Genomic DNA, 16,890 nt, shown 5'->3' on the forward strand with positions numbered 1-16,890 from the left:
CTCATCATTGGTGGTTTGCGAACGGGATTTTTCGCCTTTATGACAACATTTTATACCGTAATCAGTTGGCTCATGGTGTTCGGCTACTGGCTGCTGATCGCCGGCGTGACGATGCGCATTTTAATGAAACGCCGTGCGGTTCCCTCTGCCATGGCCTGGCTGCTGGTTATCTATATTCTGCCGCTGTTCGGCATCGTGGCCTATTTATCGTTCGGCGAGCTGCATCTGGGCAAACGCCGGGCCGAGCGCGCCAAGGCCATGTGGCCGTCGACCGCCCGTTGGTTGAAGGAGCTGAAAGAGAGCCGCCGCATCTTCGCCACCGAATACAGCGAAGTCGCCGAACCGCTGTTCCAGCTGTGCAACCGCCGCCAGGGCATCGACGGCGTCAAGGGCAACCAGCTGCAGCTGCTCACCACCACCGACGACACGCTGAAAGCGCTGATCCGCGACATCGAGCTGGCGCGCCACAACATCGAAATGGTGTTCTATATCTGGCAGCCCGGCGGCCTGGTCGATCAGGTGGCCGAATCGTTGATGGCCGCCGCGCGGCGCGGCGTACACTGCCGCCTGATGCTCGACTCCGCCGGCAGCCTGCAATTTTTCCGCAGCCCCTACCCGGCGATGATGCGCAATGCCGGCATCGAAGTGGTGGAAGCGCTGAAGGTCAACCTGCTGCGCGTGTTCCTGCGCCGCATGGATCTGCGTCAGCATCGCAAAGTGGTGCTGATCGATAACTACATCGCCTATACCGGCAGCATGAACATGGTCGATCCGCGCTACTTCAAGCAGGATGCGGGCGTCGGCCAGTGGATCGACCTGATGGCGCGCATGGAAGGCCCGGTGGCCACCACCATGGGCATCGTCTATGCCTGTGACTGGGAGATTGAAACCGGCAAGCGCATTCTGCCGCCGCCGCCGGACGTCAACATCATGCCGTTCGAACAGGAGAGCGGCCACACCATTCAGGTGATCGCCTCCGGCCCCGGCTTCCCCGAGGAGATGATCCACCAGGCGCTGCTGACCGCGGTCTATTCCGCGCGCGAGCAGCTGATCATGACCACGCCGTACTTCGTGCCGAGCGACGATCTGCTGCACGCCATCTGCACCGCCGCCCTGCGCGGCGTCGAGGTCAGCATCATTGTGCCGCGCGACAACGATTCGATGATGGTGCGCTGGGCCAGCCGCGCGTTCTTCTCCGAGCTGCTGGAGGCCGGCGTCAGGATCTATCAGTTCGAAGGCGGCCTGCTGCATACCAAGAGCGTGCTGGTGGACGGGCAACTCAGCCTGGTCGGCACCGTCAATCTGGATATGCGCAGCCTGTGGCTGAATTTCGAGATCACGCTGGTGATCGATGATGACGGCTTCGGCAGCGATTTGGCCTGCGTGCAGGAAGATTACATCGCCCGTTCCAAACTGCTGAACGCCAAAGAGTGGCTGAAGCGGCCGTTCTGGCATCGCCTGGTCGAGCGCCTGTTCTACTTTTTCAGCCCGCTGCTGTAAAAGCCGCGACGAGCGTGCTTTAATAGCGCCAAATCATTTGTTATCAGGATTTTTTTATGGATTTGAATAACCGCCTTACCGAAGACGAAACGCTGGAACAGGCCTACGACATCTTCCTCGAATTGGCCGGCGACAATCTGGATCCGGCGGATATTCTGCTGTTCAACCTGCAGTTTGAAGAGCGCGGCGGCGCCGAACTGTACGACCCCTCCGAAGACTGGAGCGAGCACGTGGATTACGATCTGAACCCGGACTTCTTCGCCGAGGTGGTGATCGGTCTGGCGGACAGCGACGGCGAGCCGATCAACGACGTGTTCGCCCGCGTGCTGATCTGCCGCGAGAAAGACCACAAGCTGTGCCACATTCTGTGGAAAGAGTGATTCGCCGATAGCATATCGGATAAAAAAAGCCCCGCTCATTCAGCGGGGCTTTTTGTTGCCGGCTAGCGGCGCATTACAGCGGATCGACCTTCAGGCAGGACACCGCGTGGCGGAAACTGCCCTCCAACAGCGGACGCGTCTTGGCGCACTCCGGCCCGGCGATCGGGCAGCGGGTGCGGAACACGCAGCCGGTCGGCGGGTTGATCGGCGAAGGCAGCTCCCCTTCCAGCAGCTGGATCTGCTTTTCCTTCTCCTTGTCCGGATCCGGGATCGGCACCGCCGACATCAGCGCTTTGGTGTAAGGGTGCTGCGGATTGTGGTACACCTCGTCATAGGTGCCCAGCTCCACCGCATGGCCCAGATACATCACCAGCACGCGATCCGAAATGTGCTTCACCACCGCCAAGTCGTGGGCGATAAAGATCAGTGACAGCCCCATCTCGCGCTGCAGCTGCTGCAGCAGGTTCACCACCTGCGCCTGAATCGACACGTCCAGCGCGGAGACCGGTTCGTCGCAGATCACCAGCTTCGGCTCGAGGATCAGCGCGCGCGCGATGCCGATACGCTGGCACTGGCCGCCGGAAAACTCGTGCGGGTAGCGGTTGATCAGGTTAGGCAGCAGGCCGACCTTCAGCATCATCGCCTTGACCTTGTCCTTCACTTCCTGACGCGGCATTTTCGGGTAGTAGGTGCGCAGCGGCTCGGCGATGATCTCACCGATGGTCATGCGCGGGTTGAGCGAAGCCAGCGGATCCTGGAAAATCATCTGGATATCGCTGCGGGTTTTGCGCCAGTCGGCGTCGCTCATGCCCAGCAGATCTTTGCCCAGCCAGGCGACGCGCCCGCTGGTGGCCTTCACCAGGCCGATGATGGCGCGCGCGAAGGTGGATTTGCCGCAGCCGGACTCGCCGACCACGCCCAGGGTTTCCCCCTCGAACAGCCGCAGCGTGACGCCATCGACCGCTTTCAGGGTTTTCGGCGGCTGCCAGAACCACTGTTTGTCGTCATGAATGTCGAAGTGCACTTTCAAATCGGCCACTTCGAGCAGCACTTTCTTGTCGGTTACCGCTGTCATACCAACGCCTCCACCGGTTTAAAGCAGGCGCGCAGGCGCCCTTCCCCAAATTGCTCCAACGGCGGAGCGCTCGCACACTGCTCCATGGCGTACGGGCAGCGCGGCTGGAACGGGCAGCCTTTCGGCAGCCGCAGCAGGTTCGGCGGGTTGCCGGGAATGGTCAGCAACGCTTCGCCTTCGGCGTCGAGGCGCGGCACCGCGTTCAACAGGCCGATGGAGTACGGATGGCTCGGCTGGTAGAACACCTCGCGCGCGCTGCCGTATTCCATGGTGCGGCCGGCGTACATCACCAGCACCTTGTTGCAGATGCCGGCCACCACGCCCAGGTCGTGGGTGATCATGATGATCGCGGTGTTGAATTCGCGCTTCAGCTCGTTGAGCAGCGTCATGATCTGCGCCTGGACGGTCACGTCCAGCGCGGTGGTCGGTTCGTCGGCGATCAACAGCTTCGGCCGGCACAGCAGCGCCATGGCGATCATCACGCGCTGGCGCATGCCGCCGGAAAACTCGTGCGGATACATGCGCATGCGCTTGCGCGCTTCCGGCATTTTCACCGCGTCGAGCATGCGTACCGACTCTTCGAAGGCTTCGCTTTTGCTCATTTTCTTATGCAGCATCAGCACTTCCATCAGCTGTTCGCCAACGCGCATATAAGGGTTGAGCGAGGTCATCGGGTCCTGGAAGATCATCGAGATCTCTTCGGCCCGCAGCTTGTTGAGCTGATTTTCCGGCAGGTTGAGAATTTCACGGCCGTTGAATTTGGCCGAGCCGCCGATGCGGCCATTGCTGGCCAGCAGCCCCATCAGGGCGAACGCGGTCTGCGATTTGCCGGAACCGGATTCACCGACGATGCCCAGCGTTTCGCCGGCGCGCAGGTCGAAGTTCAGATCGTTCACCGCCGTCACGTCGCCGTCCGGGGTGGAGAACGTGACGCGCAGGTCTTTCACGTCCAGCAGCGGCGACGTTTTGACGCCGGCGCCGGTTTGCAGTTGAGGATGTTCAATGGTGCTCATGATTGCACTCCTTAACGATCTTTCGGGTCGAGGGCGTCACGCAGGCCATCGCCGATAAAGTTGAAACAGAACAGAGTGACAACCAGGAAACCCGCCGGGAACAGCAGCAACCACGGTGAAACTTCCATTGAGTTGGCGCCGTCGCTGAGCAATGCGCCCCAGCTGCTGAGCGGCTCCTGCGTGCCCAGCCCCAGGAAACTGAGGAAGGATTCGAACAGGATCATGCTCGGCACCAGCAGCGAGGCATACACCACCACCACGCCGAGCACGTTCGGCACGATATGCCGCAGCACGATATTGCGCGTGGAGACGCCGCACACCAGCGCCGCTTCGATGAACTCCTTGCGCTTCAGGCCGAGGGTTTGGCCGCGCACGATACGCGCCATATCCAGCCACGACACCATGCCGATCGCCACGAAGATAAGCAGGATGTTCTGGCCGAAAAAGGTCACCAGCAGGATCACGAAGAACATGAACGGGAAGGAGTTGAGGATCTCCAGCAGGCGCATCATCACCGAGTCGACCTTGCCGCCCAGATAGCCGGACATCGCGCCGTAAAGCGTGCCAACGATCACCGCCACCAGCGCCGCCGCCACGCCGACCATCAGCGAGATGCGCCCGCCGATCGCCACGCGCACCAGCAGATCGCGCCCGGAGGAGTCGGTGCCGAAATAGTGCCCCGATTCCACGCTTGGCGCGGCGGACATCATCGCCCAATCGGTATCGTCGTAGGCAAATTGCGACAGCATCGGCGCCAGCACCACAAACAGCGTGATCAACACCAGAATGAACAGGCTGCTGACCGCCGCGCGGTTGTGCATAAAGCGCCGGCGCGCGTCTTGCCACAGGCTGCGTCCTTCCACTTCCAGCTTCTCGCTGAAGTGTTCCAGAGCTTCGCTGTTCTTTTTAGTCAACATCATTCGCGTGCTCCAGATTAATAACGGATTTTCGGATCGATGACCGCATACAGCACATCGACGATCGCGTTGAACAGAATGGTCAGTGCGCCCACCAGAATGGTCAGGCTCAATACCAGGGAGTAGTCGCGGTTCAGCGCGCCGTTAACGAACAGCTGGCCGATCCCCGGCAGACCGTAGATGGTTTCGATCACCATCGAACCGGTGATGATGCCGACGAACGCCGGCCCCATGTAGGACAGCACCGGCAGCAGCGCCGGCTTCAGCGCGTGGCGGAAAATGATGCGACGCATCGGCAAGCCTTTGGCGCGCGCGGTGCGGATGAAGTTGGAGTGCAGCACTTCAATCATCGAGCCGCGCGTGATACGGGCGATGCTGGCAATATAGGCCAGCGACAGCGCCACCATCGGCAGGATGATGAATTTAGGCGCGCCGCCGTTCCAGCCGCCGCCCGGCAGCCATTTCAGCGTGATGGCGAAGATCAGCACCAACAGCGGCGCCACCACGAAACTGGGTATCACCACCCCGGTCATGGCGAACCCCATCACCGTGTAGTCCCATTTGGTGTTCTGATTCAGCGCGGCAATCACGCCTGCGCTCACCCCCAGCACCACCGCCAGCAGAAACGCGGCCAGGCCGAGTTTGGCGGACACCGGGAAAGAGCCGGCGACCAGATCGTTGACCGAATAGTCCTTGTATTTAAAGGACGGGCCGAAGTCTCCCTGCGCAAGCTGCGCCAGATAATGACCGTACTGTTTCCAGATCGGGTCGTTCAAATGATATTTGGCCTCGATATTCGCCATAACTTCTGGCGGCAATGCGCGCTCCCCGGTAAATGGACTGCCGGGCGCCAGGCGCATCATGAAGAATGAGATGGTGATAAGGATAAATAGTGTCGGGATCGCTTCCAGCAAGCGACGAAGTATAAATTTAAGCATTGCCCTAACCCTGTGCGACAGCCTGATGACGGCTTATTATTCTCAACATGGGCCGGCGGCCTGCGCCGCCGGCTCTTACCGTATCAATGCTTGATGATGTACAGGTTTTTGTCGTACACGTTATCAAGCGGGTCTTTGCCGGTGTAGCCACCGACGTAAGGTTTCACCAAACGGGCGTTCACGTAGTAATACAGCGGAACGATGGCGGAATCCTTATCCAGCTGAACTTCCGCTTTCTGATACAGATCGGCGCGCTCGTCTTTGGTCTTCGCGGTCAGCACGTTGGCCATCAGCTTGTCGAACTCGGCGCTCTTGTAGTGCGGGGTGTTACTGCTGCTGTCGGACAACATCATGTTCAGGAACGAACTCGGTTCGTTGTAGTCGGCGCACCAGCCGGCGCGCGCCACGTCATAGGTGCCCTGATGGCGGGTATCCAGGAAGGTTTTCCACTCCTGGTTCACCAGCTTCACGTCCACGCCCAGGTTTTTCTTCCAGATGGAGGCGGCGGCGATCGCCAGCTTCTTGTGCAGATCGGAGGTGTTGTACAGCAGGGAGAAGGTCAGCGGTTTACCCGGGCCGTAGCCGGCTTCCGCCAGCAGTTTCTTCGCCGCTTCGTTGCGTTTTTCCTGCGTCCAGCCGAACCACTCCGGCGGGGTCAGCTTGGCGCCGTCGGTGTATGGCGGCGTAAAGCTGTAGGCCGGCAGATCGCCCTGGTTTTTCACCTTGTTGACGATGATGTCGCGATCCATGCCCAGCTTCAGCGCTTCACGCACGCGCGCATCGGTGAACGGCGCCTTCTGGTTGTTGATTTCGTAGTAATAGGTGCACAGGTAAGGATCGACATGCACCTCTTTCGGGATCTCTTTTTTCAGCTTCTGGAACAGTTCGATCGGCATGTTGTTGTAGGTCATGTCGATTTCGCCGGTGCGGTAGCGGTTAACGTCGGTCACTTCCGACGAAATAGGCAGGAACGTCACTTTATTGATGATGGTTTTGGCGTTATCCCAATATTCCGGGTTGCGTTCCAGTACGATGCGTTCGTTGACAATCCAGTCTTTCAGTTTGTAGGCGCCGTTGCTGACGTAGTTGGCCGGCAGCGTCCACTTCTCGCCAAACTTCTCCACCGCGTCTTTGTAAACCGGCTTCATGGCGTAGTGCGGGGTCATTTCAACCAGATAAGGCACCGACTCGCTCAGGGTCACCTGGAAGGTGTGGTCGTCGATGGCCTTCACGCCCAGCGTCGACTTGTCTTTTTTACCGGCGATGATGTCATCGACGTTTTCCACATGGGCGTACTGCAGGTAGCTGGCGTAAGGCGACGCGGTTTTCGGATCCACCACGCGCTGCCAGCTGTAGACGAAATCTTGCGCCGTTACCGGCTTGCCGTTGGACCATTTGGCGTCTTTACGCAGGTGGAAGGTCCAGACTTTGAAATCCTTGTTATCCCAGCTTTCCGCGACGCCCGGCACGATGGAACCGTCCGGGCTGTTGTTCGCCAGGCCTTCCATCAGATCGCGGGTGACGTTGTTTTCCGGCACGCCCTCGATTTTGTGCGGATCCAGCGACTGCACTTCGGAACCGTTGTTTTTGACGATTTCTTGCTTGTCGGCCAGTTGCACGCCTGCAGGAACGTCGGCGGCAAAGGCGGAAGTGGTTGCTGTGATGCCCAGCGCGGCGATGACGCCGGCGGCAATGAGCGTTTTCTTCGTGATGTTGGTCATACTTATCGACTCCAGTTTTTTATTATCACAGGCTCTTCGTGGAACCTGCGTTGCCCGTAAGCGGACTCTGTTTTCCCGCCGCCGCGGAACGAATGCGGCGGCCGGCCTTCCCTATATTCCTCCGCGAACTAGCGCCAGGAATACCCCTTTTACTGCTTGATAATGTACAGATTTTTAACGTCGGTATAGTCCAGCGGATCTTTGCCGGTGAACCCGCCCACCGTCGGCTTGATCAACCGCGCGCTGACGCGGTAATAAACCGGGACCAACGCGGAGTCTTTGTCCAGCTGCGCTTCCGCCTGCTGATAGAGCGCGGCGCGCGCGGCCTCATCCGGCGCCTTCAGCGTGGCGGCCATGATGGCGTCGAACGCCGGGCTTTTATAGAACACGGTGTTGATGCTGCTGTTGGACAGCACCAGGTTCAGGAACGCGCTGGGCTCGTTGTAATCCCCGCACCAGGTGGCGCGCGCCACGTCGTATTGCCCCTGATGACGGCTCTCCAGCGACGTTTTCCATTCCTGGTTGCGCAGCGTGACCTCAGCGCCCAGGTTCTTCTTCCACATCGACGCAGCGGCGATCGCCTGCTGTTTGTTTTGATCGGAGGTGTTGTACAGCAGCGAGAATTTCAGCGGCTTGGCGTCGCTGTAGCCCGCTTCCGCCAGCAGTTTCCTGGCTTCGGCGTTGCGCTGTTCCTGGCTCCAGCCGGCCCACGCGGGCGGCGTGAAGTTAGCGCCTTCCGTGAAGGTCGGCGTGAAGCTGTAGGCTGGGATCTGCCCCTGGCCCATGATCTTGTTGGCGATGATGTCGCGATCCAGCGTCATCTTCACCGCCGTACGCACGCGCGCATCGGTGAACGGCGCCTGCTTGTTATTGAGCTCGTAATAGAAGGTGCACAGATAAGGGTTAACGTGCAGCTGTTCAGGCATTTCGCGTTTCATCTTGACGTACAGGTATGGCGGAATGGCGCTGTTGGTGATATCGATCTCGCCGCTGCGGAAGCGGTTAACGTCGCTGACTTCCGAGGTAATCGGCAGGAAGGTCGCCTGATTGATCACCGTCTGCTTGTTGTTCCAGTAGCTCGGGCTGCGCTCCAGCACGATGCGCTCGTTCACCACCCACTCTTTCAGGCGGTAAGCGCCGTTGCCGACGTAGTTGGCGGGCAGCGTCCATTTATCGCCGAATTTCTCCACCACCGCCCGTTTGACCGGTTTGAGCGACGTGTGGCTCAGCATGCTGATGAAATACGGCACCGGCTCGCTCAGCGTCACCTGCAGCGTCTGGTCGTCCAGCGCCTTGACGCCGAGGGTCTGCGGGCTCTTCTTACCGGTCAGGATGTCGTCGATATTCTCGACTTTGGTGTATTGCAGGTAGCTGGCATAGGGCGAGGCGATTTTCGGATCGGCCAGACGCTGCCAGCTGTAGACGAAATCTTGCGCGGTCACCGGGCTGCCGTCGCTCCACACCGCGCCGGGGCGCAGGTGGAAGGTCCACTGCTGATAATTCTGGTTTTCCCAGCTCGCCGCCGCCGCCGGCACCACATGCCCGTTGGCATCGGTGCTCACCAGCCCTTCCAGCAGGTTAAGAATGATATTGCTTTCCGGTACGCCCTCGACCTTATGCGGATCCAATGAAGCCACTTCGCTGCCGTTATTGATCACAATATTCTGCTGCTGCGCCAACTGAACGCCGGCCGGCACCTGCGCCGCCCAACCGCTATTTACGGCGCCGACGCTCAGCGCGCCGCTAATCAACAAGGTCAAAGAAGTACGCTTCAGGGTTTGCTGCATAATCGAGGCTCCTTTTCACCGACAAGCATCGCTTATCGAAGTTTGTGAAGTGTTTATAAGAATTCTAAATAAACGGATACCAGCAAAAATCATTCCCGTTTTTATGGCGCATTTCAGTTAATTGACCACGGGAAAGTTGCTCGGAAATTAGCAGAAGCCAAATTCCATAGCCAATAAATTTTACGAAAATGTTAAGCAATTCTCTTTTATCGCACGAAGCCCGATCCGTCCCCTGCGTTCGAGGCCAAGAAAAACCAATGTCATTGATATGATTTTAAAGGCAAAAAAACCGAATTCATTTCAATTGAAACCGTCAGCACGATCTCACCGCCGCGAAAAGAAACATTCAGTTAACAATCCAATCATTCAAAGAACAAACACCTGTCTACGGGCGGTTAATCACTAATAACACCTGGATGAAAGTGAGACAAGCCCCACAGAATGATGTGACTAATTTAACAACAGCTTTACCGTTGAACGGGGGCAAAATGCGCGAAAAGGGGGGAGGAAAAGTGTTTGAAATAGCGCTCAGCGTTTTTTTTGAGCAGCAACATGAGATTTATGCAACATAAGAGTGCAACGGCATAATTTTTATTCACTCTGTGCACTATAATAATGCGAACCAATAAATAATTTAAACTTTAAAATTAATTTTAGCCGCGCCGACGCGAAAGGTACGCGGCTAAACAAAGGGTATTACAACAGGCCGGGGAATATCGCCTTAATGCCGGTAACGATAAACTCGATGCCGAGCGCCATCAGCAGCAGACCCATGATACGGGTGATCACGTTGATGCCGGTCTGCCCCAGCAAACGCACCAACAGCGGCGCGGCGCGGAACAACAGCCAGCAACAAAAGGCGAACAAGGCGATCGCCACCGTAAAGCCGAGCAGGCTTTGCCAGTTGTGATAACGGGAACTCCACACGATGGTGGAACTGATCGCCCCCGGCCCCGCCATCAGCGGCAGCGCTAACGGCACCACGCCGATGCTTTCGCGGATCGCGCTCTCCGATTTCTCCTGTTTGTTTTGCTTGTCTTCCCCCAGCTTGCCGCTGATCATCGACATGGCGATGGTCACCACCAGAATACCGCCGGCGATGCGGAACGAATCGATAGAGATGCCGAACATCCGCAGGATCCCTTCGCCCAGGAACAGCGACGTCCACAAAATGATGGCGACCGACAGGTTGGCGGTCAGGTTGGTTTTATTGCGCCCCGCTTCCGCCTGGTAGCTGGTCATGCTGATAAACACCGGCAAGATGCCCACCGGGTTGACCAGCGCAAACAGACCGACAAAGAACTTGATAAAGCCGGAAAGATCCAACAGAGATTGGCCCACAGATGCTCCGCATTAATCGCTATAAAAAAGGTGTGCTGCCTATGCGCGCTAATGTAATGGAATTGGCGCGGGTAATCCATCCGGCCCAAGCAGCATTTTTGACTGTCAGCAAGTTATGCAACGAAACAAATGTCCTTTGTTAAAGTGATGTATGGCCTTTTGATTTTTTATGTTGAAAAAAGAGTCATCGCTCACAGTTATCAAGAATGATTCCCAACACCGGTAAGCTGAAAGGTGTCAGCTTGCACTTTTCATGATTTAGATCACAAATCGACTACCCAACAGTGGGTAAGCTCTTAGTCGTAGTCAGGGAGTAGAACAAAGTCGGCGGCAACCCAGACAGTTCCCTTCTCCTCACTGCCTACCCCTCCGGTTGGCGTAGGGTGAAGCTCTTTAAGCAAATCAGCAGCATGCGAAGAAATAACGCGGGAAAGCCCCGGTATTCAAATCACCGTTTATTCCCGTTATGACTATACTAGTGGCTCGCACGGCTTATTTACTGAAAGAGTTTAACATTATCAGGAGAGCATTATGGCTGTAACGAATGTCGCTGAACTGAACGAGCTTGTCGCACGTGTCAAAAAAGCCCAGCGCGAATATGCCAACTTCACTCAAGAGCAAGTGGATAAAATTTTCCGCGCTGCCGCCCTCGCCGCTGCTGATGCCCGTATCCCGTTGGCCAAAATGGCCGTGGAAGAATCCGGAATGGGTATCGTCGAAGACAAAGTGATCAAAAACCACTTCGCTTCCGAGTACATCTACAACGCCTATAAAGATGAAAAAACCTGTGGCATCCTGTCTGAAGATGACACCTTCGGTACCATCACCATCGCCGAGCCTATCGGCCTGATTTGCGGTATCGTCCCTACCACCAACCCAACTTCTACCGCGATCTTCAAAGCGCTGATCAGCCTGAAAACCCGTAACGGCATCATCTTCTCGCCGCACCCGCGTGCGAAAAATGCCACCAACAAAGCCGCCGATATCGTGCTGCAAGCCGCTATCGCCGCCGGCGCGCCGAAAGATATCATCGGTTGGATCGACCAACCGACCGTCGAACTGTCCAACCAGCTGATGCACCACCCGGACATCAACCTGATCCTGGCCACCGGTGGCCCGGGCATGGTGAAAGCCGCCTACAGCTCCGGCAAACCGGCCATCGGCGTCGGCGCCGGTAATACGCCGGTGGTGGTAGACGAAACCGCAGACATCAAGCGCGTGGTCGCGTCTATCCTGATGTCCAAAACCTTCGACAGCGGCGTTATCTGCGCTTCCGAACAGTCGGTCATCGTCGTCGACTCTATTTATGATGCGGTACGCGAACGCTTCGCTTCCCACGGCGGCTATCTGCTGCAGGGTAAAGAACTGAAAGCGGTGCAGGACATCATCCTGAAAAACGGCGGTCTGAACGCGGCCATCGTCGGGCAATCCGCACCGAAAATCGCCGAGATGGCAGGCATCAAAGTGCCGGCCAACACCAAAGTGCTGATCGGCGAAGTGAAGCTGGTCGACGAGTCCGAACCTTTCGCCCATGAAAAACTGTCGCCGACGCTGGCGATGTACCGGGCCAAAGACTTCGAAGACGCCGTCGCCAAAGCCGAAAAACTGGTCGCCATGGGCGGTATCGGCCACACTTCCTGCCTGTACACCGACCAGGATAACCAAACGGCTCGCATCGCCTACTTCGGCGATAAAATGAAAACGGCTCGCATCCTGATCAACACCCCGGCTTCTCAGGGCGGTATCGGCGACCTGTATAACTTCAAACTCGCGCCTTCGCTGACGCTGGGTTGCGGCTCCTGGGGTGGTAACTCCATCTCTGAAAACGTCGGACCTAAACACCTGATCAACAAGAAAACTGTAGCGAAGCGAGCAGAAAACATGTTGTGGCATAAACTTCCGAAATCGATCTACTTCCGCCGTGGCTCGCTGCCTATCGCGCTGGAAGAAGTGGCGACCGACGGGGCAAAACGCGCCTTCATCGTGACCGACCGTTTCCTGTTCAACAACGGCTATGCCGACCAGATCACCAAGGTTCTGAAGTCTCACGGCATCGAAACCGAAGTGTTCTTCGAAGTGGAAGCCGACCCGACACTGAGCATCGTGCGTAAAGGTGCCGAGCAGATGAACTCCTTCAAACCGGACGTCATCATCGCGCTGGGCGGCGGTTCGCCGATGGACGCTGCGAAAATCATGTGGGTGCTGTACGAACATCCTGAAACCCACTTCGAGGATCTGGCGCTGCGCTTCATGGACATCCGCAAGCGTATCTACAAGTTCCCGAAAATGGGCGTGAAAGCGAAGATGATCGCTATCACCACCACCTCAGGCACCGGTTCGGAAGTCACGCCATTCGCCGTCGTGACCGACGACACCACCGGGCAGAAATACCCGCTGGCCGACTATGCGCTGACCCCGGACATGGCGATTGTCGACGCCAACCTGGTGATGAACATGCCGAAATCCCTGTGTGCCTTCGGCGGTCTGGATGCGGTCACCCACGCGCTGGAAGCCTACGTCTCGGTGCTGGCGAACGAATACTCCGACGGCCAGGCGCTGCAGGCGCTGAAACTGTTGAAAGAGTATCTGCCGGCCAGCTATAAAGAAGGCGCGAAAAACCCGGTTGCTCGTGAACGCGTGCACAACGCCGCCACCATCGCCGGTATCGCTTTCGCCAACGCCTTCCTTGGGGTTTGTCACTCCATGGCGCACAAGCTGGGTTCGGAGTTCCACATTCCGCACGGCCTGGCCAACGCGATGCTGATTTCCAACGTTATTCGCTACAATGCGAACGACAACCCGACCAAGCAGACGGCCTTCAGCCAGTACGACCGCCCTCAGGCGCGCCGCCGCTACGCTGAAATCGCCGACCACCTCGGCCTGAGCGCCCCGGGCGACCGCACCGCGCAGAAGATTGAGAAACTGCTGGCCTGGCTGGACGAGCTGAAAACCGAGTTGGGCATCCCAACCTCCATCCGCGAAGCGGGTGTGCAGGAGGCGGACTTCCTGGCGAAAGTCGACAAGCTGTCGGAAGACGCGTTCGACGACCAATGCACCGGCGCCAACCCGCGCTATCCGCTGATTGCCGAACTGAAGCAAATCATGCTGGATACCTTCTACGGCCGCGAATTCAGCGAAGCGGTAGAAGAGGAAGCTGCCGCTCCTGCTGCCGCCAAAACCGCGGTAAAGAAGCCCAAGAAATAACGGTTCCGTGAACCGATAAAAAAACCCGCCACACGGCGGGTTTTTTATTGCGCCCGAGGCGCTGCATTTCGACTCAGGTCACCAAAACGCTTCAGCGGGCTTTGGCGGCGTTTTCTCCCCTACTCCAGGGAGTGAATCGCCTCTTTATAATGCTTGCGGCAGACGGAGACATAGCTCTCGTTACCGCCAATCACCACCTGCTCACCGGCGTGCATCGCCTGGCCGTTTTCATCCAACCGCAACACCATATTGGCTTTGCGCCCGCAGTGGCAGATGGTTTTCAATTCCACCAGCTTATCAGCCCAGGCCAGCAAATATTGGCTGCCGATAAACAGCTCACCGAGAAAATCGGTACGCAGGCCGTAGCACAATACGGGAATGTCCAGTTGGTCCACCACATCGCACAATTGCTCAACCTGGGCCTTGGTCAGGAACTGGCTTTCATCCAGCAGCACGCAATGCACCGGCTGCTGTTGATGCTCCTGCTGAATCATGGCGTACAGCATCGAGTCGTTGTTATAGAGCTGGGCCTGCGAGGATAAACCGATGCGCGAGCTGACTTTGCCCACCCCAAAGCGGTGATCGATCTCCGCGGTGAACACCAGCGTGCGCATACCACGTTCTTGATAGTTATATGAAGACTGTAGCAGCGCGGTGGACTTGCCGGCATTCATCGCAGAGTAATAAAAATAAAGTTGAGCCATGGCCCCGCAACTCCGATGGTATAAGAAATATTCAAATGTTGATTAGGACGGTGAGTGTACCATAACCCGCCCCCCGGCTCAGCCCAAAGCGAGCGAATATTGCGTTCGCCGTAATAATGCGCTTTCAAGCGAAACATATCCTTCTGTCGGCCCGTTCTTTTTACCGCTATTTACAGGATAATGTATGCCTGTCATCACTATTAATTCTTGCTAATGGTTAAGCCGGTCATTTGCCGATTAATGCATAATCCCCCCTTTCACCTCGGCAGGCGCCGCGACCGCGGCGGAGTGCTTGCCTATTATACGTGAGGCCAATACAGGGCATTTAATCGCCTTCGTTCTCCCCCGACGTTTCCTGACGCAATCTTTACCCAGATACCCCTATTGTTTACAATGTCTGCCTCGTCATGACGTGATTAAGCCCACAGAACCCATTGTAATATTGATATAAATTACAGCGATAACTTATCGATGAAAGCCTTGTGCCACGCGCATTTTAAAGCATGCCTGCTGAAATTTTGACTTAAGTGCGGTGAGGGTAATAGTTAACAGCCCTTCCTATATTAGTCGGACAGATCCGATTAACGGTTTTTTAAAAGGTAAATTTGAGTATTCAAGTCAATTTGGCTATTGCAGAAAGGAAAATAGCACTCTATTATTATCGAGACGCCCCCCACCAATATAATTTGAGACTAGGACAATGAGCGAAGCATTAAAGATTTTGAACAACATCCGCACTCTGCGCGCCCAGGCAAGAGAATGCACACTGGAAACGCTGGAAGAAATGCTCGAGAAACTGGAAGTTGTTGTGAACGAACGTCGCGAAGAAGACAGCCAGGCTCAAGCAGAAATCGAAGAACGCACCCGTAAACTGCAGCAATACCGCGAAATGCTGATTGCTGACGGTATCGATCCGAATGAACTGCTGCAAACCATGGCTGCCAACAAGGCTGCCGGCAAAGCAAAACGTGCAGCACGTCCTGCTAAATACCAATATAAAGACGAAAACGGCGAACTGAAAACCTGGACCGGCCAAGGCCGTACCCCTGCGGTGATTAAGAAAGCTATCGAAGAGCAAGGTAAATCTCTGGATGATTTCCTGCTGTAATAGCGATTCAGTCCGTATCTGAAAGGCTCCCTGCGGGGGGCCTTTTCATTTTAAAGCTTATAGCCGTGATCCCGCCTCATCCCTTTTCTTTTAGTAAATATCCTAATTCGCATTTTCCTCCTTGCACGAAATCCCAGTGAAAAAAAAGGGCCCTAAGGCCCCTTTATCGCATTTACCCTCGTTCAATTATTGAACCTGGTAGAATGCCTTATACCAATCAACAAAGCGCTTCACACCCTCTTCAACGCTGGTTTCCGGCTTAAAACCAATGTCACGATAAAGCTCTGCGGTATCCGCGCTGGTATCCATCACGTCGCCAGGTTGCATCGGCAGCATATTCTTGCGGGCCGTTACCCCCAAAGCCTGCTCCAATGCCGTGATATATTCCATCAGTTTAACGGGGGAGTTATTGCCGATATTATAAACATGATACGGCGCGGAACTGGTCGCCGGCGATCCCTGTTCAACGGTCCATGACGGATCTGCCTGCGGAATAACCGCCTGCAGCCGCACAATAGCCTCGGTGATATCATCAATGTAAGTAAAGTCACGGTGCATTTCACCGTGGTTATATACATCGATGCTCTCCCCCGCCAATATGGCCTTGGTAAACTTGAACAGCGCCATATCCGGACGCCCCCAGGGACCATATACGGTAAAGAAGCGCAGCCCCGTCGTCGGAAGACCGTATAAATGAGAGTAGCTGTGTGACATCAGCTCATTGGCTTTTTTGGTTGCCGCATACAGTGACACAGGGTGGTCGACAGAATCTTCGGTAGCAAACGGCAGCTTGCGATTGAGGCCATAAACAGAGCTGGAGGACGCGTAAAGTAAATGCTCGACCTTATTATGCCGGCAGCCTTCCAGCACGTTCAAATGGCCGATCAGGTTGGCGTCCGCATAAGCCAACGGGTTGACCAGCGAATAACGCACGCCGGCTTGCGCGCCCAAATGAATGACGCGCTGAAACTGATGCTCGGCGAACAATGCCGCCATGCCTTCGCGATCGGCCAAATCCAGCTTGATAAAGCAGAATCCCGGCTTATCCGCCAGTCTGTCCAGACGGGCCGTTTTCAGGCCCACGTCATAATAGTCATTCAGGTTATCGATGCCGACAACCTGATGCCCGGCGGTCAACAAACGCTCTGCAACGTGATAACCAATAAACCCTGCGGCGCCTGTAACCAGGAATTTCATGGTCA

General features: G+C 56.4%; 13 protein-coding genes. 4 read left to right on the forward strand and 9 right to left on the reverse strand.

Annotated elements, in window-relative coordinates; all coding sequences use genetic code 11:
• Positions 1-39: 39 nt before the first annotated feature.
• Both cls and ACJ8PI_RS09275 read left to right on the forward strand, forming a co-directional pair.
• Positions 40-1,500, forward strand: a complete 1,461-nt coding sequence (cls, locus tag ACJ8PI_RS09270; protein ID WP_033634781.1) for a cardiolipin synthase — start codon at positions 40-42, stop codon at positions 1,498-1,500.
• Between the two features lie 56 nt (positions 1,501-1,556).
• The gene (locus ACJ8PI_RS09275) at positions 1,557-1,880 is read left to right on the forward strand and encodes an HI1450 family dsDNA-mimic protein (RefSeq protein WP_004932139.1); all 324 of its coding nucleotides are present in this window, start codon (positions 1,557-1,559) and stop codon (positions 1,878-1,880) included.
• Between the two features lie 73 nt (positions 1,881-1,953).
• Here the strand turns inward: ACJ8PI_RS09275 and oppF are convergent, their stop codons facing one another.
• From oppF to ACJ8PI_RS09310, 7 genes are all read right to left on the reverse strand, one after another.
• The gene (gene oppF / locus ACJ8PI_RS09280) at positions 1,954-2,955 is read right to left on the reverse strand and encodes a murein tripeptide/oligopeptide ABC transporter ATP binding protein OppF (RefSeq protein WP_025303071.1); all 1,002 of its coding nucleotides are present in this window, start codon (positions 2,953-2,955) and stop codon (positions 1,954-1,956) included.
• On the reverse strand, positions 2,952-3,968 hold the full coding sequence (locus tag ACJ8PI_RS09285; protein WP_033634782.1) for an ABC transporter ATP-binding protein: 1,017 nt from the start codon (positions 3,966-3,968) through the stop codon (positions 2,952-2,954). The genes oppF and ACJ8PI_RS09285 overlap by 4 nt, the downstream gene beginning before the upstream one ends.
• A gap of 11 nt (positions 3,969-3,979) precedes the next feature.
• Positions 3,980-4,888 carry an oligopeptide ABC transporter permease OppC gene (gene oppC, locus ACJ8PI_RS09290; protein WP_033634783.1) on the reverse strand — a complete coding sequence of 303 codons (909 nt, stop codon included), beginning with the start codon at positions 4,886-4,888 and terminating at the stop codon, positions 3,980-3,982.
• Positions 4,889-4,902: 14 nt separating this feature from the next.
• Entirely contained in the window at positions 4,903-5,823 is a 921-nt protein-coding gene (gene oppB / locus ACJ8PI_RS09295; protein ID WP_033654356.1) for an oligopeptide ABC transporter permease OppB, read from the reverse strand.
• An 83-nt stretch (positions 5,824-5,906) separates the two neighbouring features.
• A complete protein-coding gene (gene oppA / locus ACJ8PI_RS09300) occupies positions 5,907-7,544 on the reverse strand; it encodes an oligopeptide ABC transporter substrate-binding protein OppA (protein WP_033647597.1) in 1,638 nt (545 codons plus the stop codon).
• 149 nt (positions 7,545-7,693) lie between these two features.
• The gene (locus ACJ8PI_RS09305) at positions 7,694-9,331 is read right to left on the reverse strand and encodes an ABC transporter substrate-binding protein (RefSeq protein WP_033634786.1); all 1,638 of its coding nucleotides are present in this window, start codon (positions 9,329-9,331) and stop codon (positions 7,694-7,696) included.
• 696 nt (positions 9,332-10,027) lie between these two features.
• Complete coding sequence (locus tag ACJ8PI_RS09310) at positions 10,028-10,672, reverse strand: YchE family NAAT transporter (RefSeq protein ID WP_015378089.1); 645 nt, start codon at positions 10,670-10,672, stop codon at positions 10,028-10,030.
• A gap of 531 nt (positions 10,673-11,203) precedes the next feature.
• Here ACJ8PI_RS09310 and adhE point away from each other — a divergent pair.
• On the forward strand, positions 11,204-13,876 hold the full coding sequence (gene adhE, locus ACJ8PI_RS09315) for a bifunctional acetaldehyde-CoA/alcohol dehydrogenase (RefSeq protein ID WP_038877249.1): 2,673 nt from the start codon (positions 11,204-11,206) through the stop codon (positions 13,874-13,876).
• A 119-nt stretch (positions 13,877-13,995) separates the two neighbouring features.
• On the opposite strand, the gene ACJ8PI_RS09320 is transcribed toward adhE, so the two are convergent.
• Positions 13,996-14,580 (reverse strand): thymidine kinase, encoded by a 585-nt coding sequence (locus ACJ8PI_RS09320; protein WP_033634789.1) that lies wholly within the window; start codon positions 14,578-14,580, stop codon positions 13,996-13,998.
• 700 nt (positions 14,581-15,280) lie between these two features.
• On the opposite strand from ACJ8PI_RS09320, the gene hns reads away from it, so the two are divergent.
• On the forward strand, positions 15,281-15,688 hold the full coding sequence (hns, locus tag ACJ8PI_RS09325) for a histone-like nucleoid-structuring protein H-NS (RefSeq protein ID WP_004932170.1): 408 nt from the start codon (positions 15,281-15,283) through the stop codon (positions 15,686-15,688).
• Between the two features lie 186 nt (positions 15,689-15,874).
• Here the strand turns inward: hns and ACJ8PI_RS09330 are convergent, their stop codons facing one another.
• Complete coding sequence (locus ACJ8PI_RS09330) at positions 15,875-16,885, reverse strand: NAD-dependent epimerase (RefSeq protein WP_033654362.1); 1,011 nt, start codon at positions 16,883-16,885, stop codon at positions 15,875-15,877.
• Between the last annotated feature and the right edge of the window lie 5 nt (positions 16,886-16,890).

Origin of the sequence: Serratia sp. CY82433 (genome assembly GCF_052166535.1) — a bacterium.
GTDB classification, from domain to species: Bacteria; Pseudomonadota; Gammaproteobacteria; order Enterobacterales; family Enterobacteriaceae; genus Serratia; species Serratia sarumanii.